Annotated in this window: 20 protein-coding genes and 1 riboswitch; of the genes, 9 read left to right on the plus strand and 11 right to left on the minus strand. The window is 67.7% G+C overall.

The genetic code is table 11. The annotated features are described in order from the left end of the window. Positions 1-11: 11 nt before the first annotated feature. Together AC3WLF_RS16730 and thiD are read right to left on the minus strand one after the other, a co-directional pair. Positions 12-446 carry a PGDYG domain-containing protein gene (locus tag AC3WLF_RS16730; RefSeq protein WP_011614421.1) on the minus strand — a complete coding sequence of 145 codons (435 nt, stop codon included), beginning with the start codon at positions 444-446 and terminating at the stop codon, positions 12-14. Between the two features lie 5 nt (positions 447-451). Continuing rightward, positions 452-1279 carry a bifunctional hydroxymethylpyrimidine kinase/phosphomethylpyrimidine kinase gene (thiD, locus tag AC3WLF_RS16735; RefSeq protein ID WP_492321175.1) on the minus strand — a complete coding sequence of 276 codons (828 nt, stop codon included), beginning with the start codon at positions 1277-1279 and terminating at the stop codon, positions 452-454. Positions 1280-1337: 58 nt separating this feature from the next. Beyond that, a riboswitch (S-adenosyl-L-homocysteine riboswitch) is annotated at positions 1338-1453 on the plus strand. A gap of 122 nt (positions 1454-1575) precedes the next feature. On the opposite strand from thiD, the gene ahcY reads away from it, so the two are divergent. The 5 genes from ahcY (at position 1576) to AC3WLF_RS16760 (ending at position 5532) form a co-directional block, all read left to right on the plus strand. After that, positions 1576-2994 (plus strand): adenosylhomocysteinase, encoded by a 1419-nt coding sequence (gene ahcY / locus AC3WLF_RS16740; protein WP_492321176.1) that lies wholly within the window; start codon positions 1576-1578, stop codon positions 2992-2994. Between the two features lie 71 nt (positions 2995-3065). After that, on the plus strand, positions 3066-3416 hold the full coding sequence (locus tag AC3WLF_RS16745) for a phage holin family protein (protein WP_011614424.1): 351 nt from the start codon (positions 3066-3068) through the stop codon (positions 3414-3416). A gap of 61 nt (positions 3417-3477) precedes the next feature. After that, positions 3478-4308, plus strand: a complete 831-nt coding sequence (gene metF, locus AC3WLF_RS16750; protein WP_115711511.1) for a methylenetetrahydrofolate reductase [NAD(P)H] — start codon at positions 3478-3480, stop codon at positions 4306-4308. A gap of 8 nt (positions 4309-4316) precedes the next feature. Next, complete coding sequence (locus AC3WLF_RS16755) at positions 4317-4676, plus strand: TfoX/Sxy family protein (protein ID WP_492321177.1); 360 nt, start codon at positions 4317-4319, stop codon at positions 4674-4676. 97 nt (positions 4677-4773) lie between these two features. Further along, positions 4774-5532: a Mut7-C RNAse domain-containing protein gene (locus AC3WLF_RS16760; RefSeq protein ID WP_492321222.1), complete on the plus strand. Its 759-nt coding sequence runs from the start codon at positions 4774-4776 to the stop codon at positions 5530-5532. On the opposite strand, the gene AC3WLF_RS16765 is transcribed toward AC3WLF_RS16760, so the two are convergent. Next, positions 5529-6113: a 5-formyltetrahydrofolate cyclo-ligase gene (locus AC3WLF_RS16765; RefSeq protein ID WP_492321178.1), complete on the minus strand. Its 585-nt coding sequence runs from the start codon at positions 6111-6113 to the stop codon at positions 5529-5531. The genes AC3WLF_RS16760 and AC3WLF_RS16765 overlap by 4 nt on opposite strands. A 105-nt stretch (positions 6114-6218) precedes the next feature. Between AC3WLF_RS16765 and AC3WLF_RS16770 the strand changes: the two genes are divergently transcribed. The 4 genes from AC3WLF_RS16770 to AC3WLF_RS16785 all read left to right on the plus strand — a co-directional run bounded on the left by AC3WLF_RS16770 (position 6219) and on the right by AC3WLF_RS16785 (position 11476). Continuing rightward, entirely contained in the window at positions 6219-8171 is a 1953-nt protein-coding gene (locus AC3WLF_RS16770) for a lytic transglycosylase domain-containing protein (RefSeq protein WP_492352516.1), read from the plus strand. A gap of 107 nt (positions 8172-8278) precedes the next feature. After that, positions 8279-9301 carry a complex I NDUFA9 subunit family protein gene (locus AC3WLF_RS16775; RefSeq protein ID WP_492321180.1) on the plus strand — a complete coding sequence of 341 codons (1023 nt, stop codon included), beginning with the start codon at positions 8279-8281 and terminating at the stop codon, positions 9299-9301. Between the two features lie 186 nt (positions 9302-9487). Then, positions 9488-10186, plus strand: a complete 699-nt coding sequence (locus AC3WLF_RS16780; RefSeq protein ID WP_492358514.1) for a glutathione S-transferase family protein — start codon at positions 9488-9490, stop codon at positions 10184-10186. 54 nt (positions 10187-10240) lie between these two features. Further along, positions 10241-11476 carry a multifunctional CCA addition/repair protein gene (locus AC3WLF_RS16785; protein ID WP_492358515.1) on the plus strand — a complete coding sequence of 412 codons (1236 nt, stop codon included), beginning with the start codon at positions 10241-10243 and terminating at the stop codon, positions 11474-11476. 188 nt (positions 11477-11664) lie between these two features. On the opposite strand, the gene AC3WLF_RS16790 is transcribed toward AC3WLF_RS16785, so the two are convergent. From AC3WLF_RS16790 to AC3WLF_RS16825, 8 genes are all read right to left on the minus strand, one after another. Further along, positions 11665-12102 (minus strand): universal stress protein, encoded by a 438-nt coding sequence (locus AC3WLF_RS16790; RefSeq protein WP_492321183.1) that lies wholly within the window; start codon positions 12100-12102, stop codon positions 11665-11667. Positions 12103-12143: 41 nt separating this feature from the next. After that, positions 12144-12974: an ABC transporter ATP-binding protein gene (locus tag AC3WLF_RS16795; protein ID WP_492321184.1), complete on the minus strand. Its 831-nt coding sequence runs from the start codon at positions 12972-12974 to the stop codon at positions 12144-12146. Further along, the gene (locus AC3WLF_RS16800) at positions 12971-13717 is read right to left on the minus strand and encodes an ABC transporter ATP-binding protein (protein ID WP_492358516.1); all 747 of its coding nucleotides are present in this window, start codon (positions 13715-13717) and stop codon (positions 12971-12973) included. Before AC3WLF_RS16800 ends, AC3WLF_RS16795 begins: the two co-directional genes overlap by 4 nt. Further along, entirely contained in the window at positions 13714-14730 is a 1017-nt protein-coding gene (locus AC3WLF_RS16805; RefSeq protein WP_492321186.1) for a branched-chain amino acid ABC transporter permease, read from the minus strand. The genes AC3WLF_RS16800 and AC3WLF_RS16805 overlap by 4 nt, the downstream gene beginning before the upstream one ends. Then, positions 14727-15623 carry a branched-chain amino acid ABC transporter permease gene (locus tag AC3WLF_RS16810; RefSeq protein ID WP_035820609.1) on the minus strand — a complete coding sequence of 299 codons (897 nt, stop codon included), beginning with the start codon at positions 15621-15623 and terminating at the stop codon, positions 14727-14729. The genes AC3WLF_RS16805 and AC3WLF_RS16810 overlap by 4 nt, the downstream gene beginning before the upstream one ends. A gap of 25 nt (positions 15624-15648) precedes the next feature. After that, the gene (locus AC3WLF_RS16815) at positions 15649-16932 is read right to left on the minus strand and encodes an amino acid ABC transporter substrate-binding protein (protein ID WP_492321187.1); all 1284 of its coding nucleotides are present in this window, start codon (positions 16930-16932) and stop codon (positions 15649-15651) included. A 201-nt stretch (positions 16933-17133) separates the two neighbouring features. Next, positions 17134-17328: a DUF2905 domain-containing protein gene (locus AC3WLF_RS16820; RefSeq protein ID WP_492321188.1), complete on the minus strand. Its 195-nt coding sequence runs from the start codon at positions 17326-17328 to the stop codon at positions 17134-17136. Positions 17329-17344: 16 nt separating this feature from the next. Further along, positions 17345-18544: a class I SAM-dependent methyltransferase gene (locus AC3WLF_RS16825; RefSeq protein ID WP_492321189.1), complete on the minus strand. Its 1200-nt coding sequence runs from the start codon at positions 18542-18544 to the stop codon at positions 17345-17347. Positions 18545-18555 lie beyond the last annotated feature (11 nt).

Consider the following 18555-nt stretch of genomic DNA (forward strand, 5'->3'; position numbering starts at 1 on the left):
GGCCTGGCCGCTCAGTCCTGCAGCGGCCGGTACACCTGTTCGAAGCGTGCGCGCTCGGTGATGCCATAGTCGCCGGGCGCGTATTGCATCAGCCAGTCGCCCGGCTTGCCGTGCAGCACGTCGCCGCCGGCGCTGCGCGCGATGCTGAAGGCCTCGTGCATTTCGCGCGCCAGTACCGGGATCGGCTTGTTGCGGTAGGCGCCGTCCTGGCCGTGCGCCAGCGGCGGCACGGCCTCGTATTTGGGGTCGAAGCGGTCGCGCGAGACGCACCAGCGGTCGCCGCCGCGGCTGGTGATCAGCGCATCGCCAGGCTGGTAGCGGTTGGGTCCCTCGCGGCTGATCAGCTCGCCGGGTTCGGTGGCGAACACCACGTCGACAACTTCATGCTTGAGGTAGAACGCGGCAGCCGGGTCGCTGCGCAGGTCGATATCGGCCAGCATCGGCATGTCCGTCAACCCAGCGCGCGCGGCGCGAACAAATGGTTCAGCGGGCCGTTGCCGGCACCCAGCCGCAGCCCCGCGCCCGCCGCGATGGCCTGCGCCACGTAGTCCAGCGCCGTGCCCACCGCCGCCTCCAGCGCATCGCCGCGCGCAAGCTGAGCGGCAATCGCGGCGGCCAGCGTGCAGCCGGTGCCGTGCAGGTTGCGGGTATCGACACGCGGATGCGTGAACACGCGCACGCTGCCGTCGGCCAGCATCAGCAGGTCATCCAGGCCGCCGGCGGCGGCACCGTCTTCCAGGTGGCCACCCTTGAGCAGCACCGCGGGGCAGCCCATCGCGATCAGGTCGGCGGCGGCCTGTTCCATCTCCGCACGGCGCGTGATCCTGCGGCCCAGCAGGTAGGAAGCCTCGGGCAGGTTGGGCGTGACCAGCAGCGCGCGCGGGAACAGCAGCCGCACCATCGCCTGCGTGGTGGCGTCATCGGACAGCGTCGCGCCCGAGGTCGAGATCATCACCGGGTCCACCACCAGCTTGCGGATGGCGTGCCGGTCCGCCGCAGCGGCCACCGCCTCGACGATGGCGGCGGTGCCCAGCATGCCGGTCTTGGCCGCGTCCACGCCGATATCGCTGGCCACGGCATCGATCTGCGCGGCCACCATGTCGGCGGGAATGGCGTGCACGCCGGTCACGCCCAGCGTGTTCTGCGCGGTGATCGCGGTGATGGCGCTCATGCCAAAGCAGCCCAGCGCGGAAAAGGTCTTCAGGTCGGCCTGGATGCCGGCGCCGCCGCCGGAGTCGGAACCGGCGATGGTCAGGGTACGGGGTGGCGTTGGGATCATCTGTGCAGGAATCGGAGGGAGCCGGTGCGCAAGGCGCCCGGGCACGCTACAATACCGCCACTCCGAGGAGCGTTGCAACGGATGGCGGCCTGCGAAGCACATCGCGCGGCCGGCGGCACAGCCGCCCCATGCCATCCGCCAGGCTCGGACTGTCTTCAACGGCGCTCGCTGATCCGTGGTCCGCACGGAGGCGAGTCGACCTATCCGCGTGCTTTGCATGTGCCCTTGCGCCATGCCACGGCTGCCAGATTCCCCGTACTCGTCACCTGCGTGCCACTCTTCACCGGGAGTGAAACATGAACGCTGTGACCGACCTGAAGCAAGACTACCTCGTCGCCGACATCAACCTGGCCGGCTGGGGCCGCAAGGAAATCGCCATTGCCGAGACCGAGATGCCCGGCCTGATGGCGATCCGCGACGAATTCGCCGCGGCGCAGCCGCTCAAGGGCGCGCGCATTGCCGGCTCGCTGCACATGACGATCCAGACCGCCGTGCTGATCGAGACGCTCAAGGCACTGGGCGCCGACGTGCGCTGGGCCTCGTGCAATATCTTCTCGACCCAGGACCACGCCGCTGCCGCGATCGCCGCCGGCGGCACGCCCGTGTTCGCGTTCAAGGGCGAATCGCTGAAGGAATACTGGGACTTCACCCACCGCATCTTCGACTGGGCGGATGGCGGCACCCCCAACATGATCCTGGATGACGGCGGCGACGCCACGTTGCTGCTGCACCTGGGCGCGCGTGCCGAGAAGGACGAGTCGGTGATCGCCAAGGCCACCAGCGAAGAAGAAACCTACCTGTTCGCCGCGATCAAGGAAAAGCTGGCCAAGGACCCGAGCTGGTACAGCCGCAACCTGGCAGCCATCCGCGGCGTGACCGAGGAAACCACCACCGGCGTGCACCGCCTGTACCAGATGGCCCAGAAGGGCGAACTGCGCTTCCCGGCCATCAACGTCAACGACTCGGTGACCAAGAGCAAGTTCGACAACCTGTACGGCTGCCGCGAGTCGCTGGTGGACGGCATCAAGCGCGCCACCGACGTGATGATCGCCGGCAAGGTTGCCATCGTGGCCGGCTACGGCGACGTGGGCAAGGGCAGCGCACAGGCGCTGCGCGCGCTGTCGGCCCAGGTGTGGGTGACCGAGATCGATCCGATCTGCGCGCTGCAGGCCGCGATGGAAGGCTACCGCGTGGTGACCATGGACTACGCCGCCGAGCATGGCGATATCTTCGTCACCTGCACCGGCAACTACCATGTCATCACCCATGACCACATGGCGAAGATGAAGGACCAGGCCATCGTCTGCAATATCGGCCACTTCGACAACGAGATCGACATCGCCTCGATCGAGAAGTACGAATGGGATGAGATCAAACCGCAGGTCGATCACGTCAAGTTCCCGGACGGCAAGAAGCTGATCATCCTGGCCAAGGGCCGCCTGGTGAACCTGGGCTGCGCCACCGGCCACCCGTCGTACGTGATGAGCAGCTCGTTCGCCAACCAGACCATCGCCCAGATCGAACTCTGGCAGGAACGCGACAGCGGCAAGTACCCGGTCGGCGTCTACACGCTGCCCAAGCACCTGGACGAGAAGGTGGCGCGCCTGCAGCTGCGCAAGCTGAACGCGCAGCTGACCGAGCTGACCGAACAGCAGGCCGCGTACATCGGCGTGAAGAAGGAAGGCCCGTACAAGGCCGACCACTACCGCTACTGATCCGCACAGGAAGGCAGGGCTCCCCCTCCCGCTTGCGGGAGAGGGGGAGAAACCACATTCAAGGAGCCGTCATGAGATTATTGGTCGTCTGGATCATCAACGCTGTTGCGCTGTTCGTGCTGCCGTACATCATCTCGTCGATCCACATCCAGAGCTTTGGCTCGGCGATGCTGGCGGCGCTGGTGCTGGGCCTGGTCAATACGCTGATCCGTCCGATCCTGGTGATCCTGACGCTGCCGGTCACGCTGCTGACGCTGGGGCTGTTTATCTTCGTTATCAACGCGCTGCTGTTCCTGTTTGTCGGCAACCTGCTGTCGGGCTTTACCGTCGGCGGTTTCTGGGCGGCCCTGCTGGGCTCCATCCTGTACAGCGTGATCTCGTGGCTGCTGGCCAGCCTGCTGCTGGGCGAACGCACCGCCTGACGCGGCCTGCACTGACACGAATCCCATACCGCGCGCCGCGCCAACGCGGCGCGCCACCATTATGCAAGACCGCTACTTCAGCTTTGAATTCTTCCCGCCCAAGACGGCGGAGGGCACGGAGAAACTGCGCAACACGCGTGCGCAGCTGGCCCCGCTCAAGCCCAAGTACATCTCGGTGACGTTCGGCGCCGGCGGCACCACGCAGCAGGGCACGCTGGACGCGGTGCTGGAAATCCAGCGCGAAGGCATCGAGGCCGCGCCGCACCTGTCGTGCGTGGGCTCGTCGCGCGAGAGCATCCGCGCGATCCTGCAGCAGTACCGCGAGGGCGGCATCCGCCATATCGTCGCCCTGCGCGGCGACATGCCCTCGGGCATGGGCGAGATCGGCGAGTTCCGCTACGCCAACGAACTGGTCGAGTTCATCCGCGCCGAGACCGGCGACTGGTTCAACATCGAGGTCGCGGCCTACCCCGAGTACCACCCTCAGGCCAAGTCCCCGCGCCACGACCTGGACAACTTCGTGCGCAAGGTCAAGGCCGGCGCCGACTCCGCCATCACGCAGTACTTCTACAACGCCGACGCCTACTTCCGCTTTGTCGACGATGTGCGGGCGCAGGGCGTGGAGGTGCCGATCGTGCCGGGCATCATGCCGATCACCAACTACTCGCAGCTGATGCGCTTCTCCGAGATGTGCGGCGCCGAAGTGCCGCGCTGGGTGGCCAAGCGGCTGGAGAGCTTCGGCGACGACCGCGAATCGATCCGCGCCTTCGGCCTGGACGTGGTCACCGCGCTGTGCGAGCGCCTGCTCGCCGCGGGCGTGCCGGGCCTGCACTTCTACACGCTCAATGCCGCCGGCGCCACCAAGGCGATCTGGCAGCGCCTGAAGCTGTAAAGCCCGCCATGGCCACGCGCCGCCCCGATCCCTTCATCGAACATCTGCTCGAGCTGATGGGGCCGCTGGCGGCGCGCATCGGTCCCATTGCGGCCAAGCGCATGTTTGGCGGCCATGGCCTGTTCTATGACGGGCTGATGTTTGCGCTGGTGTCGGGAGGCACCTGCTACCTGAAGGCGGATGACGCCACGCGCGGCAAGTTCGAGGCCGAGGGCAGCGAGCCCTTTCGCTACCAGTCTGCAAAGCGCGAGGTCACCATGCGCCACTACCTGAGCCTGCCGCCGGCGGCGCTGGAATCGCCCGGCGCGATGACGCCCTGGGCGAAGCTGGCGGTGGAGGCGGCGCTGCGGCTGGGGAACGCGGGCTGAGTGTTTGCTTCCCTCTCCCGCGTGCGGGAGAGGGAAGCCTGCTGCGGGCGCTTGTGGTGCTCCCACGATGCCTGCGATCGGTGCCATACTCGGCACCATGGTCACCGCCACCTTCCGCTTCTACGAGGAACTGAACGACTTCCTCGCGCCGGACCAGCGCCGGCGTGACCTGTCCTGCGCCTGCGCGCGCGCCGCCACGGTCAAGCACATGATCGAGGCGCTGGGCGTGCCGCATACCGAAGTCGAGCTGATCCTGGTCAATGGCGAATCGTCCGGGTTCGAGCGGCCGCTGTGCGATGGCGACCGGGTCTCGGTCTATCCCAAGTTCGAACGGCTCGACGTGTCCCCGCTGCTGCGGGTACGCGAGCAGCCGCTGCGGGTGATGCGCTTTGTCGCCGACGCGCACCTGGGCGGCCTGGCGCACCTGCTGCGCATGACCGGCTTCGACACCCTCTACGACAACCATTTCGAAGACAGCGAGATCGAGCGCATCGCCGTCGACCAGGGCCGCGTCGTGCTGACGCGCGACCGCGAGCTGCTCAAGCGCCGCGGCATCACCCACGGCTGCTATGTGCGCGCGATCAAGTCGCAACTGCAGGTGCGGGAAATCTTTGCGCGGCTGGACCTGGCGCGCAGCGCACGGCCGTTTTCGCTATGCCTGGACTGCAATGCGCCGCTGCGCGCGCTGGATGCGGCGGGCGCGGCCGGGCGCGTGCCGCAAGGGGTGCTGGAGCGCCATCGCAGCTTTGTCACCTGCGACCAGTGCCGGCGCGTGTTCTGGGAGGGCTCGCACTGGCGCTGCATGCGTGCGCTGGTGGACGAGCTGGTGCGGCGCGACGAGGCCGAGCAAGGTTAGAACGCGCCGGATTCCGTGACGATCCAGTCCATGGCGATGTCATGCGGCTGCGCCTGCAACGGTGCCCGGCAGTTTTCGTAGCCAATGCCGATCGCCACCGGCCGCTGCGCCATGGCCGCCAGCGTGCGGTCGTAGAAGCCGCCGCCGTAGCCCAGGCGGAACTTGTCCGGGCTGAATCCGACACAGGGAATGAGCAGGGCATCGGGCGTCACGGCCTCAGTGCCGTCCGGCACCGGGATGCCGTAGTGGCCGGTGGCCATGGGCGTGTCCGGTGTCCACAGGTGGAAATCCAGCGGCGCGCCCGGGCGGCTGACCGACGGCAGCGCGGCGCTGCGGCCAGGCATGGCGGCTAGCCAGATGCCGACCGCGTCGCGCGCGTCGAACTCCTGCTGGATCGGCCAGTAGAAACCGAGGCAGCGCGCGGCCAGGCCGGCCAGCAATCCGGACAGCGCGGCGGCGATGCGCGCGTCGGCTTCGGCGCGTGCGGGCAGGGCGGCGCGCTGCGCCAGCAACTGCGTGCGCAGTGCGCGACGGTCTTCGGCGGCGGGGTTGGGTGCGGTCGTGGCAGGAGTGGATGACATGGCGTGGGATAATGCCCCTCGTCCGAACCAACACGAACGGCGGAACCGCGGCTGGGCACAAGGTTGCAGGCGCCGGCGCCGCCGTCATCGACAAGGAAGCAAAGAATGCTGAAGGGAGTATATCTGCAGCGTGCCGGCCGGGCCGCCTGGATCGCGCTGGCATGTGCACTGCTTGTCACGCCCGTCCATGCGCAGAAGCGCCCGCAGGCGGTGTCGCGCCCGCAGGCGGCGGTGATCCCGAGCGATCCCGACGAGGCCTTCACCGCGCTGCGCGAAGCCGCGCGCAAGAACGATGTGGAGCGTGCCTACGCGATCTCGGCCACGCTGGTGGACTACCCGGTCCCCTCCTATGTCGAGTACTTCCGCATCAAGCCGCAATTGTTCGACGCCAGCGGCCTGGCGCGCATCGATGCGCCCGACGACCAGGTGCGCGTGTTCCTGCAGCGCTACAAGGGCGACGCCATTGCCGACCGCATGCGCAATGACTGGCTGCTGGTGCTGGGCAAGAAGCGCGACTGGGCCAATTTCGATGTCGAATACCCGCAGTTCGCGCTCAAGGACGATACCCAGGTCGAGTGCTATGCGCTGCTGTCGCGCGCGCTCAAGGGCCAGAACGTGGCCGCCGATGCGCGCAATGTGCTGAGCGACCCCAGGTACTACGGCGAAGGCTGTGTCGACCTGATCGGCTACCTGGCGCAAAGCCAGCAGATCCAGCGCAGCGACGTCGCCTACCAGGCGCGGCTGGCGCTGGAGCAGAACTATGTCACGCTGGCCGGCAAGATCGCCGCGCTGGTGCCCGACGCGCGCGCGGATGGAGATACGCTCGCCACCATCGTCAAGATGGCGCGCAACGACCCGTCGCAGGCTGCCGCCTACCTCGGCACGGCCCAGGGCGCGCTGTCGCGCGACGAGCAAGGCGCGGCCTGGGGCGTGATCGGCCAGTTCGCGGCCAAGAAGCTGCTGCCCGACGCGGCCGGCTACTACCGCCGCCAGATGGACCTGGGCGGCAACCAGTGGCTCTCCGACGACACCCAGGAGTGGCGCGTGCGCGCCGCGCTGCGCCAGGGCGACTGGAAACAGGTGCGCCAGGCGGTGGAGCTGATGCGCCCCGAACTGCGCGCCAAGGACCCGGCCTGGATCTACTGGTATGGCCGCGCGCTCAAGGCCGACGGCCGCGACACCGAGGCCCAGCAGAACTTCCAGCAGATCGCCGGCCAGTTCAACTTCTACGGCCAGCTGGCCAGCGAAGAGCTGGGCAACCGCATCACGCTGCCGGCGCGCACCACCGTCAGCGACGCCGAGGCCATGGCCATGCGTTCGCGCCCCGGTTTTCAGCGGGCGCAGAAGTTCTACAACATGAACCTGCGCTTCGAAGGCAACCGCGAGTGGAACTGGGAACTGCGCAATATGAGCGACCGCGAACTGCTGGCCGCGGCCGAGTATGCGCGCCGCCTGGAGCTGCTGGACCGCACCGTCAACTCCGCCGACCGGACCCGCAACGAACATGATTTCACGCTGCGCTTCCTGATGCCGTACCGCGACATCATGCAGCGCGCCACCGACGATGTCGGCCTGGACATGGCGTGGGTTTACGGCCTGATCCGCCAGGAATCGCGCTTCATCATGAATGCGCGCTCGTCGGCGGGCGCACATGGCCTGATGCAGGTAATGCCGGCCACGGCCAAGTACGTCGCGCGCAAGATCGGCATGAACGACTTTTCGCCGTCGATGATGGGCGATCCCAATATCAACATCCTGCTTGGCACCAATTACCTGAACATGGTGCTGACCGACCTGGACAGTTCGTGGACGCTGGCTTCGGCTGCGTACAACGCCGGCCCGGGCCGGCCCAAGGCCTGGCGCAGCACACTGGCGCGGCCGGTGGAAGGCGCGATCTTTGCAGAGACCATTCCGTTCAATGAAACGCGCGGCTATGTGAAGAATGTGCTTTCCAACGCCACGTACTATGCTGCATTGATGAGTGGCCGTCCGCAGTCGCTGAAATCGCGCCTGGGCATGGTCGCGCCGTCGGCGGTGACTACCACCAGCCTGCCCTGAAGTCATCCCTGCGGGGGCGGGCAGGACGGCCCCTGCCGGGACGAATCCGGCGGGCCCGGGCTGGCGCAGGGTGCCGCGGCGTGCAGTTTTCTTGGCACGGAGGCATCATGCAGACCAGCAACGTCCTCGTTATCGGTGGCGCCGGCTTTATCGGCAGCCACCTCGTCTCGCGCCTGGCCGGGGCTGCCTCGGCCTCGGGCGCGCCGCTTGAGCCTGGCGCCAACCCCGATTCGCCCATCGCCCCCGACCGCATCGTGGTCGGCACGCGCAATATCGAGCATGCGCAGCACCTGCTGCTGCTGCCGCGCGTGGAGGTGGTGGAGCTGGGCCTGGCCGACAATGCCGCGCTGGACGATGCCATCGGCTCGCTGGGCGTGGATGGCATCGTCGTCAACCTGGTGGGCGTGCTGCACGGCGAGCGCGCCGACCCCTACGGCGAAGCCTTTGCCAGCGCGCATGTGGAGATGGTGCGGCAGATCGCGGCGTCGTGCCTGTCCACCGGCGTGCGCCGGCTGTTGCATATGAGCGCGCTGGGCGCGGACAGCAACGGGCCGTCGATGTACCTGCGCAGCAAGGGCGACGGCGAGCGCGTGGTGCGCGCCAGCGGGCTGGACTGGACCATCTTCCGGCCCTCGGTGGTGTTTGGCCCCGACGACCATTTCCTGAACCTGTTCGCCCACATGCAGCAGATGGCCCCGGTGGTGCCGCTGGCGTGCGCGCATGCGCGCTTCCAGCCGGTATTCGTGCAGGATGTGGTGCAGGCCTACCTGAATGCCATGGTGAACCCGGCCACCATCGGCCACGGCTATGAGCTGGGCGGCCCGCAGGTCTATACCCTGGAAGAGCTGGTGCGCTTTGCCGGCCGCGCTTCCGGGCATCCGCGCCCGGTGATCGCGCTGCCCGATGCGCTGGCACGGGTGCAGGCCAGCATCATGGAGCATATGCCGGGCGAACCGATGCTGTCGCGCGACAACCTCGACTCGATGCAGCTCGACAATGTGCTGGAGCACCCGGTCGCACCCGAACTGAACCTGCATCCGGCCAGCCTGGAGTCGGTCATGACCGACGCGCTGGCGGGGCGCAACCGCGATACCGCGATGACGCATATGCGGGCCAGCGTGCACCGCTGACGCGCCGGCGTCCCGGTGCGCCCTATGTGACCGGATTTCATATCGGTTGCTAGCGCAATTCACTTTGACGCGGGCGGCAGCACTGGCAGAATGACCAGTCCGGCGCGCGGCCGCCATGCCGTCCTGCAGGCCCGCAGGCGCCGCGCCTGCGCCGTCTCCCTCCGTTTCCTCCCCCAAGGACCCACGATGAAGCTCGTCATCGGCAACAAGAACTATTCCTCCTGGTCGCTGCGCCCATGGCTGTTGCTGCGCCAGGCCGGCATTGATTTCGAAGAAGTGCAGGTGCGCCTGTTCACCGGCAGCTTCGCCGCCGAGATCGCGCGCTACTCGCCCGCGGGCAAGGTGCCGGCGCTGGTCGATGGCGAGGTCACGGTGTGGGATTCGCTGGCGATCTGCGAATACCTGGCCGAGCGCTTCCCGGAAAAGCACCTGTGGCCGGCCGACCGCGCCCAGCGCGCGGTGGCGCGCGCCGTCTGCGCCGAGATGCATTCGGGCTTCGGCAACCTGCGCAGCCAGTTGCCGATGAACGTGACCGCGGTGCTGCCCGGGCGCGGCTGGAACGTGGCGGTGCAACGCGACGTGGAGCGCATCGCCGCGATCTGGGAAGGGCTGCGCCAGCAGCACGGTGCGAACGGGCCGTTCCTGTTCGGCGAGTTCACCGTCGCCGACGCGTTCTTTGCGCCGGTGGTGAGCCGCTTTGCCACCTACGGCATCCACCTGCCCGATGACGCCGAGGACGCCAAGGCCTACGCCGACTTCATGCTGGCGCTGCCGGCAATGCAGCAATGGATTGCCGGCGCACGCGAGGAGCGCGACTTCCTGGCCGACGACGAACCCTACCGGCTGGCCCCTGATCGTCCCGATGCGATAATCATCAACCACTGAGCAATACCGCCGGCGGGCCAGGTCCGGGCGCCGGCACATGACGAGGCCAGAACGATGCAGGTGTATGCCGTCGGCGGCGCGATCCGCGACGAATTGCTGGGCAAGCCCAGCCAGGATCGCGACTACGTGGTAGTGGGCGCGACCCCGGCGCAGATGGAAGCTGCCGGCTACAAGCCGGTCGGCAAGGACTTCCCGGTGTTCCTGCATCCGCGCACCAAAGAGGAATACGCGCTGGCCCGCACCGAACGCAAGACGGCGATGGGCTACAAGGGCTTTGCCTTTTATTGCGAGCCCGATGTCACGCTGGAAGACGACCTGGTGCGGCGCGACCTCACCATCAACGCGATGGCGCGCGCGGTCGATGCCGACGGTAACCTGACCGGCCCGGTCATCGATCCGCACGGCGGCCAGCGTGACCTGGCCGCGCGCCTGTTCCGCCATGTCTCCGACGCTTTTGCCGAAGACCCGGTGCGCATCCTGCGCGTGGCCCGCTTTGCCGCGCGCTTCCATGAATTCGGCGTTGCCGCCGAGACCATGCGGCTGATGCGCGAGATGGTCGCCGCCGGCGAGGTCGACGCGCTGGTGCCCGAGCGCGTCTGGCAGGAGCTGGCGCGCGGGCTGATGGAAGCGAAGCCGTCGCGCATGTTCGAGGTGCTGCGCGAATGCGGCGCGCTGGCGCGGCTGCTGCCCGAGCTGGAGCGCCTGTGGGGCGTGCCCCAGCGCGCCGATTACCATCCGGAAGTCGATACCGGCGTGCACGTGATGATGGTGATCGACCAGGCCGCCGCCATGGGCGCGCCGCTCACGGTGCGCTTTGCCGCGCTGGTGCATGACCTGGGCAAGGGCACCACGCCCGCGGACGTGCTGCCGCGCCATATCGGTCACGAAACGCGCAGCGCGCAGCTGCTCGAAGACGTCTGCGTGCGCCTGCGCGTACCCAATGAGTGCCGCGACCTGGCGCTGGTGGTGGCGCGCGACCACGGCAATATCCACCGCTCGCTCGAGTTCAGCGCCGCAGCGGTGATGCGCCTGCTCGAGCGCTGCGATGCGCTGCGCAAGCCGGCACGCTTCGCCGAGGCGCTGCAGGCCTGCGAGGCCGACCTGCGCGGGCGCAAGGGCTTCGAGTCGAGCGCCTACCCGCAGGCGGCGCGCCTGCTGGCGGCGCTGGAAGCGGCGGCGGCGGTCGACGCCGGCGCGATCGCGCGTGCCTGCGGCGATGACGTCGGCCAGATCCGCGACCGTGTCCAAGCGGCGCGAGTGGCGGCGGTGGCGGCGCGCATCGGCGGTTGAGCGCAGCGCACCGGGCGCACCGGCGCGCTAGGTCCTGTTGCGCAGATAACTTGCCAAAGTGAAATCGTCCAGTTGGCTGTCAGGCTAGGCGCGAGGAGGCGCCATAGCCGTAGCTATGGCAACGACGAGCAACGACGCATGGCGGCCAACTGGGCGATTTCATGGCAAGGTATTCGCGGAACAGGACACTAGCGGTAGACCAGCACCGGGATCTTCGTGTGCGTGAGCACCTTCTGCGTCTCGCTGCCGATCACCAGCGCCTGCACCCCGCGCCGCCCGTGCGAGGCCATCACGATCAGGTCGCACTTCCTCGCCTCGGCCTCGTCGACGATGGCCTGGAAGATGTGGTCGCCGGTGGGGCAGGCGGTTTCGCAGGGCACGCCGGCCGCGGCGGCCTCCTGCACGATCGTCGCCAGGTAGGCCTCGGCCTGCCGGTAGGCTTCCTGCATGAAGCGTTGCCGGGTTTCCTGGAGCATGGCGGTCTGCAGGCGCATCACGTCATAGTGCGCAACGACCTGGATCGCGGTAAGGCGGGCCTGTATCGAGCTGGCCAGCGCGATGGCCTTGCGGTAGGCCGTATCGGACAGGTCCGAGCCGTCGACCGCTACGAGCAGATGCTTGAACATTTGGATCTCCTTGTACGGCGTCACCGCGCCGCAGCGGTGGCTCAGGCGCCAAGAAACAACCTGCCGACCTCCGGATCCCGGCCCAGTTCGCCACCCGTTCCGGCCATGGCCAGCTGGCCGGCCACCAGGACATAGCCGAGGTCGGCGAAAGCGAGCCCCTTGCGGGCGTTCTGCTCGACCAGGAGGATGGTCTTGCCCTCGTCCTGCTGCAGCTGGCGCAGGTGTTCGAACACCAGATCGACATAGCGCGGCTCCAGCCCGATCGAGGGCTCATCCACCAGCAGCACGGCGGGGTCCATCATCAGCGCGCGCGAGATTTCGAGCAGCCTGCGCTCGCCGCCGGAGAGCACGCTGGCGCGCTGGCCGCGCCGTTGCGCGAGCGCGCCATGGCGCTGGAAGATGCGCTCGGCCGCAACCCTGGCATCGCGCGGGTGCGGCATCAGGTACCCGCCCATCAGCAGGTTTTCTTCGACCGTCATGTCAGGGAAGATCGAACCCTCCTGCAGCACATAGGCCACGCCTGCCTGCCGCAGCTTCCGCTCGGCACGCAGGTGGGTGACCGGCGCGCCGGCCACGGTGACGGTCCCCGACATGACCCGGGCCAGGCCGTAGATGGCGCGCAGCACGGTGGACTTGCCCGCGCCGTTCGGGCCGATCAGGCACAGCGAACCGCCGCGCGCCACGCGCAGGCTGAAGCCGTGCACGATCTCCATGCCGCCATAGCCGGCGACCAGGTTGTCCACCGCGACCATCGGCGTGCCGCCGGCCAGTTGCTCGAGTTGCTCGATCGTTGGCCGGGGGCGCGAGAGCGCTGCGGCGAGCGCGGCGGCAGGCGCGTGGACAACCGGCCGGGCGGTGTGCGCGCTGCTCATGGCTGTCCTCCCAGGTAGGCCTCGATCACCGCGCGGTTGGTGGTGATCTGCGCCGGCGATCCCTGCGCCAGCACCTCGCCATGCGCCAGGCAATAGATGTGGCCGGCCAGCTGCATCATCACCCGCATATTGTGTTCGATCACCAGCAGGGTGATGCCGAGCCGCGCGTTGATGTCCGTGAGCAGTGCGATCAGGCTGTCGATCATCACCGGGTTCACGCCGGCGGTCGGCTCATCGAGCAGCAGCAGCCTGGGTTCGTTCATCAGGGCCATGCAGATCTCGAGCAGCTTCTGCTGCCCGAACGACAGGTCGGCGCCGCGCTGGTCCGCGTGGTCCTGCAGCCCGGCCATGCGCAGGGTCTGCCGGGCCCGCTCCGTCACTGCTGGTGCCTGCCGCGTGCACATCGCGGCGAGTCCTTCATGCATATGGGGCACGCTGACCAGCAGGTTCTGCAGGCAGCTCAGCTTGCCGAACACCCGCGTCTGCTGGAAGGTGCGCACCAGGCCCAGGCGGGCGATCTCGGGAACGCGCAGCCGCGAAATCTCGCGGCCGTCGAACGCGATCGATCCGCCGTCGATCGGGTGGTAGCCGACGATCGAATTGAAGAGGGTCGTCTTGCCCGAACCGTTCGGCCCGATCAGGCCCACGATGCTGCCGTGCGGCACCTGCACGGAGATGTCATGGTTGGCGACAACGCCGCCGAAGCGCTTGGTGACGCCGCGCACCGCAAGCAGGTCGGTCATGGCGCGGCACTCCCCGTCATGGGGCGGCGGTTTGCGCTGTAATCGCGCAGCCAGCCCATGATGCCGGTCGGGAACAGCACCACGATCAGCACGATCAGCACGCCGAGCGCAACGCGCTGCCAGTTCAGCAGGTAAGTCCAGAACAGCTCCTGGGTCAGGTGGAACAGCGCGGCGCCGATCACCGGCCCCCACAGCGTGCCCTTGCCGCCCAGGATTGCCATCACCACCATCCACACGCCGAAGGTGGCGCCGGCAAAGGCCAGCTCGCGCGGATCGATGAAGCCCACCAGGTTGCCCGTCAGGGCGCCCGCCATGCCGAGGAAGACGGCGCACACGCACCAGGCCAGGATCTTGTAGCGCGTGGTGTGCAGGCCGAGCGCCTCGGCCTTGTCCTCGTCGTCGCGGATGGCATTGAGCGCGAGGCCGAATGGCCGCGCATAGAGCCAGCGCAGCGACAGCAGGGTCACCACGGCCAGCACCAGCATCGCGTAGTAGAAGAACGGCTCGCGGCTGCCGGCCGCGCCCGGGAACAGCGGCAGCGTCATGCCCGATCCCGCGCCGATGAAGTCCCAGCCGGCGGCGCCATCGGCGCAGGCGATGCCCAGGCCCAGCGTGCCGATGGCGAAGTAATGGCCGCGCAAGCCCAGCATGGCCGGGCCCAGCGCCAGCGCCGCGGCCACGGCCACCAGCGCCGCCAGGCCGGTACCCGCCGCGAGGCCGGCGAAGTAGCCCAGCCCGAAGTCGCGCTGCACCACCGCGCAGACATAGGCGCCAACGCCGAAGAACACGATATTGCCGAAGGAGTTGTAGCCCATCTGCCCGCCCATGACGTCCCACGTCAGCGCGAACAGCACCATCAGCCAGAGAAAGGTCAGTTGCGTGGTGATGCCGGCGAACAGCCACGGCGCGATCAGCGCGCCCAGGCTGCCCGCGAGCAGCGCCAGCCAGGCCACCGGGGAGGTGGGGGGAACATCCGATGCGGACCGGCGCGCGCCGCGCAGGTGCAGCTTCATCGCAGGTAGCCGCGCCGCCGGCGCAGCATCAGGTTGCGGCTTACCAGGATCACCACCAGCAGCGCGTAGAGGAAGGCGGTCTGGTATTCGGTGCCGAGCAGGAAGCCGGCATAGTTCTCGGCGATGCCCAGCCCGCCTCCCGCACCGAGCACCGGCAGCATGCTGCCCAGCCCGGCCACCACCACGATCATGAAGGCGCGCACGGTATAGGGCAGGCCCAGGTAGGGGTGGATGATCCAGGTCATTGCCACCAGCCCACCCGCCGCGCCGCAGATGGCGGCATTGAGGGCGAAGGTCGAGGCGTAGATGCGATCGGCGTCCACCCCCAGCACACGGGCAGCGCGCGCGTTCTGGGCGGTCGCCCGGATCGCCTGGCCGCGGCGCGAATGCCTGAGGAACAGCATCAGGCCGGCGCCCAGCGCCAGGGCTGCGGCGAACGCCGCCAGCTTGATCTTCGGCACCACCAGTCCGACCGGCAGCAACAGGCTGCCCAGCCCCGCATCGAGCGTGCGCACGTTGGCGCCGAAAGCAAGGTTGGCGAGCTGCTGCAGCACGATGCTCAGGCCGAAGGTGGCCAGCACCGAGACAAAGAGATCGCGCTCGACCAGCCGGAAGATGACGATGCGATAGAGTCCCCAGCCCACGCAATACATCACCGCTGCGGCAACCGGCACGGCCAGCATTGCGGGCACGCCCTTGCCAACCAGCCAGATCACGATATAGCCGCCCAGCATCACCAGCTCGCCCTGGGCCACGTTGATGAGGTTCATCACGCCCCATACCAGCGCCATGCCGTAGGCGGCCAGCGCAAAGATCGCGCCGGCCAGCAGGCCATCCACTACGAGCTGCAGGTTCAGCTCAGGACTCTGGAACAGGACCGCGAGATTGGTCATCTGCGTCAGGCCGCGCGGCAGCCCTCTATTTGCGCCGCGCCCAGGCAGGAGCCGGATAGATGACCTTCGACGACGCCCACTTGCCCGGCGCGACCACCTTGAACTTGCCGTCCTGTACCTGGTACAGCACCATCGACTTGGCGATGTTCTTGCCGCTCTGGTCGAACCTGAGCGGGCCGTAGAACGTCATCAGGTCGGTTTTTGCCAGGGCATCGCGGACCTTCTCCGTATCGAACGAGGCGGCGCGCTCGAATGCGTCGACGAAGGCCAGCACCGCGGCGGTGGACTCGGCCGCCTGGTATGGCGCCTCGTAGTGGTACTCCTTCTCGAAGCGCTGCGCGTACTGGTCGGCCGTGCCGAACCAGCGGTCCTTGTAGCTGAGCGTGCGGTCCCATTGCGAGCCGCACACCGCGAATTCGGCGCTCTTGCCGAACTTCTCGATGATCTGCGCGGAGTCGCAGTGGGTCAGCGCCAGCATCGGCACATCGATGCGCATCTCCGCCACCTGCCGCACCGCCAGCACCGCGCCCTTCTCATGCCCGGATACCACCAGGATGTCCGGCTTGAGCGCCTTCACCTTGGCCAGCGTGGCCGACATGTCGTTCAGCTCGGGCGGCAGCTTGTCGTCGATCACCACCTTCATGCCGAGGCGTTTCGCATCCTCTTCCACGCCGTCGCGCACGTCCTGCGAGAAGTTGTCGTTCTCGATGGCGATGGCCACCTTGAGGTCCTTCGGCGACTTGCCTGCCCGTTGCGCTTCCTCGGCGGCAAGCTGGACGGCCGAACGCAGGTAGTAGTCGGAGGTGTTGAGCACCGCGAACATGTAGCGGTAGCCCTGCGTGAACAGGTTGCGGTCCGCGCCGTTGCCCTCGACCATCGGAATCTTGTACTTCTCCGTCACTGGTGCGATCGCCTTGGTGAGCCCGGAACTGTACGGCCCCAGCACGAACTTGACGCCGTCCTGGCTGATCAGCCGCTCGGCCAGCTGCGCGCCGCGTGCCGAGGTGGATTCGTCGTCGTAGTAGAGGACTTTCAACTGGTAGGCCTTGCCGCCAACCTTGACGCCGCCCATCTCGTTGACGCGCTTCACGGCAAGGTTGTAGCCGTCCTGGGTGTTCTTGCCATTGGTGGAGTACTTGCCGGTCAGGGAAACCGCGGCACCGAGGATGATGGTGTCGCCCTCGACCTTGGCGGCGGCGGGGACCGACACGGCCAGGCCAAGACCGGCCAGGGCGCAGACGGTGGCATGGCGTAAATGGATAGCGGGCCTGCGGTCGCCTGGCGAGCGTTGTGTGGATGCGCTTCTCATGATCACCTCCTCACTCTCTTCAACGTAGGACCCGTTTCTGAAAGGGGAAGTGCCCGTATGTCACGGGTCCATCACTCCATGAGGTGTTCCCGCGGATTCCTATTCATGAAATGAGGCCAGCGCTTGAGTGGATCGGGTAGATCGTTGGCCGGCGCGCTCCTGAAGTTGGTCGTGCCGCTGCCGTCGAAGTGATTCCGAAAACTACAGCAGCTTGCCGATCGCCAGCGCCATCAGCGAAATCAGGATCGTCGACGCAAACGGAAGCACGAATTCGCGCCCGAAAACGCGGAAGCGCACGTCGCCGGGCAGCCGTCCCAGCCCGATCTTCTGCAGCCATGGCAGCGCCGCGGACAGGATGATCACGCTCAGGAAAATGGTCAGGGTCCAGCGCAGCATGGCGGCTCCGGTGCCGTTACAGGGTATGGCAGCGGTCGCCGCGGGCAAAGCCGTCCATGGGTTCGCTGTCGTCCAGGCCGCGCGTGAGCGCGATCACCTTGAACAGCTCGCCCATCTCGGCTTCCGACAGCAGCTTCTGCACCGCATTGGCCTGCGGCAGGAAGGCGCGGGCGTCGGACGGGTCCAGCGCCATCAGCAGCTCGGTGATGCCTGCATTCATCAGGAAGCGCGCCTGCGAGGCAAAGCCTGCCACGCTCAATCCCGCATCCACCGCGGCGAGCGCAATGCCGCTGAAATTCACGTGCGCGGTGATGTCCTGCAGGCCCGGGTACAGGAACGGGTCCGGGTGCGCGTGATGGCGGTAGTGGCACATCAGCGTGCCGCCGGCGCGCTGCGGGTGGTAGTACTCGCCCGCCGGGAAGCCGTAATCGATAAAGAAGGCCGCGCCGCGCGCCAGCATGGCGCCGACCGCGCGGATAAAGCCCTCGGCCTCGGCATGGGTCTCGGTGACGAGGTCGTGGTCGCCGGGGATGGCGCGCAGTGCCTCGGGCACGTCGGCATCGGCCAGCGGGCGGTCCTCGAAGCGGAAGGCGGGGGCGGCATCGTCGCTGCGCGCTACGCTGTGCACTACGCCGCGCTCATGCCAGCGGCCGCCACTGCGTGCATAGAGCTGCACCGGCATCGCATCCAGCACTTCATTGCCGACGATCACGCCTTCAAAGCTGGCAGGCAGCGTATCGAGCCAGGTGACGCGGTCCGCCAGGTGCGGCGCGCGCTGCGCCAGCGTGGCCTGCTGGCGCGCGCGCAGTTCGCCCGAGAGTTCGACGATGGCGTAGGTGTCCGGCAACTGGCCTTCCTGCTCCAGCCCCAGCAGCAGGTCCGCCGCCAGCCGGCCGGTGCCGGCGCCGAATTCCAGCATGCGCGGCAATCCCTGTGCCAGCAGCGGCGCGAACTGGCGCGCCAGCGTGCGCGCGAAGAACGGGCTCAGTTCCGGGGCGGTGATGAAGTCGCTGCCGTCGCGGGCATCGCGCCCGAACTTGGCCGAACCGCCGCTGTAATAGCCCAGGCCGGGCGCGTACAGTGCCAGCGCCATATAGCGGTCAAAGCCGATCCAGCCGCCGGCCGCATCGATGGATTCGCCAATGCGGGCCGTAAGGGTATCGGACGCGGCCTGCGCGTCGGCGGGGGGAAGGGGTAAACTAGCGGCTTTCTGCATCCTGCGATTGT

The sequence above is a fragment of the Cupriavidus sp. FW306-01-F10A genome (genome assembly GCF_058782785.1).

Coding starts and splice junctions, on each gene's coding strand:
- AC3WLF_RS16730 (WP_011614421.1), bottom strand. CDS start 446: ATGCCGATGCTGGCCGATATCGACCTGCGCAGCGACCCGGCTGCCGCG.
- thiD (WP_492321175.1), bottom strand. CDS start 1,279: ATGATCCCAACGCCACCCCGTACCCTGACCATCGCCGGTTCCGACTCC.
- ahcY (WP_492321176.1), top strand. CDS start 1,576: ATGAACGCTGTGACCGACCTGAAGCAAGACTACCTCGTCGCCGACATC.
- AC3WLF_RS16745 (WP_011614424.1), top strand. CDS start 3,066: ATGAGATTATTGGTCGTCTGGATCATCAACGCTGTTGCGCTGTTCGTG.
- metF (WP_115711511.1), top strand. CDS start 3,478: ATGCAAGACCGCTACTTCAGCTTTGAATTCTTCCCGCCCAAGACGGCG.
- AC3WLF_RS16755 (WP_492321177.1), top strand. CDS start 4,317: ATGGCCACGCGCCGCCCCGATCCCTTCATCGAACATCTGCTCGAGCTG.
- AC3WLF_RS16760 (WP_492321222.1), top strand. CDS start 4,774: ATGGTCACCGCCACCTTCCGCTTCTACGAGGAACTGAACGACTTCCTC.
- AC3WLF_RS16765 (WP_492321178.1), bottom strand. CDS start 6,113: ATGTCATCCACTCCTGCCACGACCGCACCCAACCCCGCCGCCGAAGAC.
- AC3WLF_RS16770 (WP_492352516.1), top strand. CDS start 6,219: ATGCTGAAGGGAGTATATCTGCAGCGTGCCGGCCGGGCCGCCTGGATC.
- AC3WLF_RS16775 (WP_492321180.1), top strand. CDS start 8,279: ATGCAGACCAGCAACGTCCTCGTTATCGGTGGCGCCGGCTTTATCGGC.
- AC3WLF_RS16780 (WP_492358514.1), top strand. CDS start 9,488: ATGAAGCTCGTCATCGGCAACAAGAACTATTCCTCCTGGTCGCTGCGC.
- AC3WLF_RS16785 (WP_492358515.1), top strand. CDS start 10,241: ATGCAGGTGTATGCCGTCGGCGGCGCGATCCGCGACGAATTGCTGGGC.
- AC3WLF_RS16790 (WP_492321183.1), bottom strand. CDS start 12,102: ATGTTCAAGCATCTGCTCGTAGCGGTCGACGGCTCGGACCTGTCCGAT.
- AC3WLF_RS16795 (WP_492321184.1), bottom strand. CDS start 12,974: ATGAGCAGCGCGCACACCGCCCGGCCGGTTGTCCACGCGCCTGCCGCC.
- AC3WLF_RS16800 (WP_492358516.1), bottom strand. CDS start 13,717: ATGACCGACCTGCTTGCGGTGCGCGGCGTCACCAAGCGCTTCGGCGGC.
- AC3WLF_RS16805 (WP_492321186.1), bottom strand. CDS start 14,730: ATGAAGCTGCACCTGCGCGGCGCGCGCCGGTCCGCATCGGATGTTCCC.
- AC3WLF_RS16810 (WP_035820609.1), bottom strand. CDS start 15,623: ATGACCAATCTCGCGGTCCTGTTCCAGAGTCCTGAGCTGAACCTGCAG.
- AC3WLF_RS16815 (WP_492321187.1), bottom strand. CDS start 16,932: ATGAGAAGCGCATCCACACAACGCTCGCCAGGCGACCGCAGGCCCGCT.
- AC3WLF_RS16820 (WP_492321188.1), bottom strand. CDS start 17,328: ATGCTGCGCTGGACCCTGACCATTTTCCTGAGCGTGATCATCCTGTCC.
- AC3WLF_RS16825 (WP_492321189.1), bottom strand. CDS start 18,544: ATGCAGAAAGCCGCTAGTTTACCCCTTCCCCCCGCCGACGCGCAGGCC.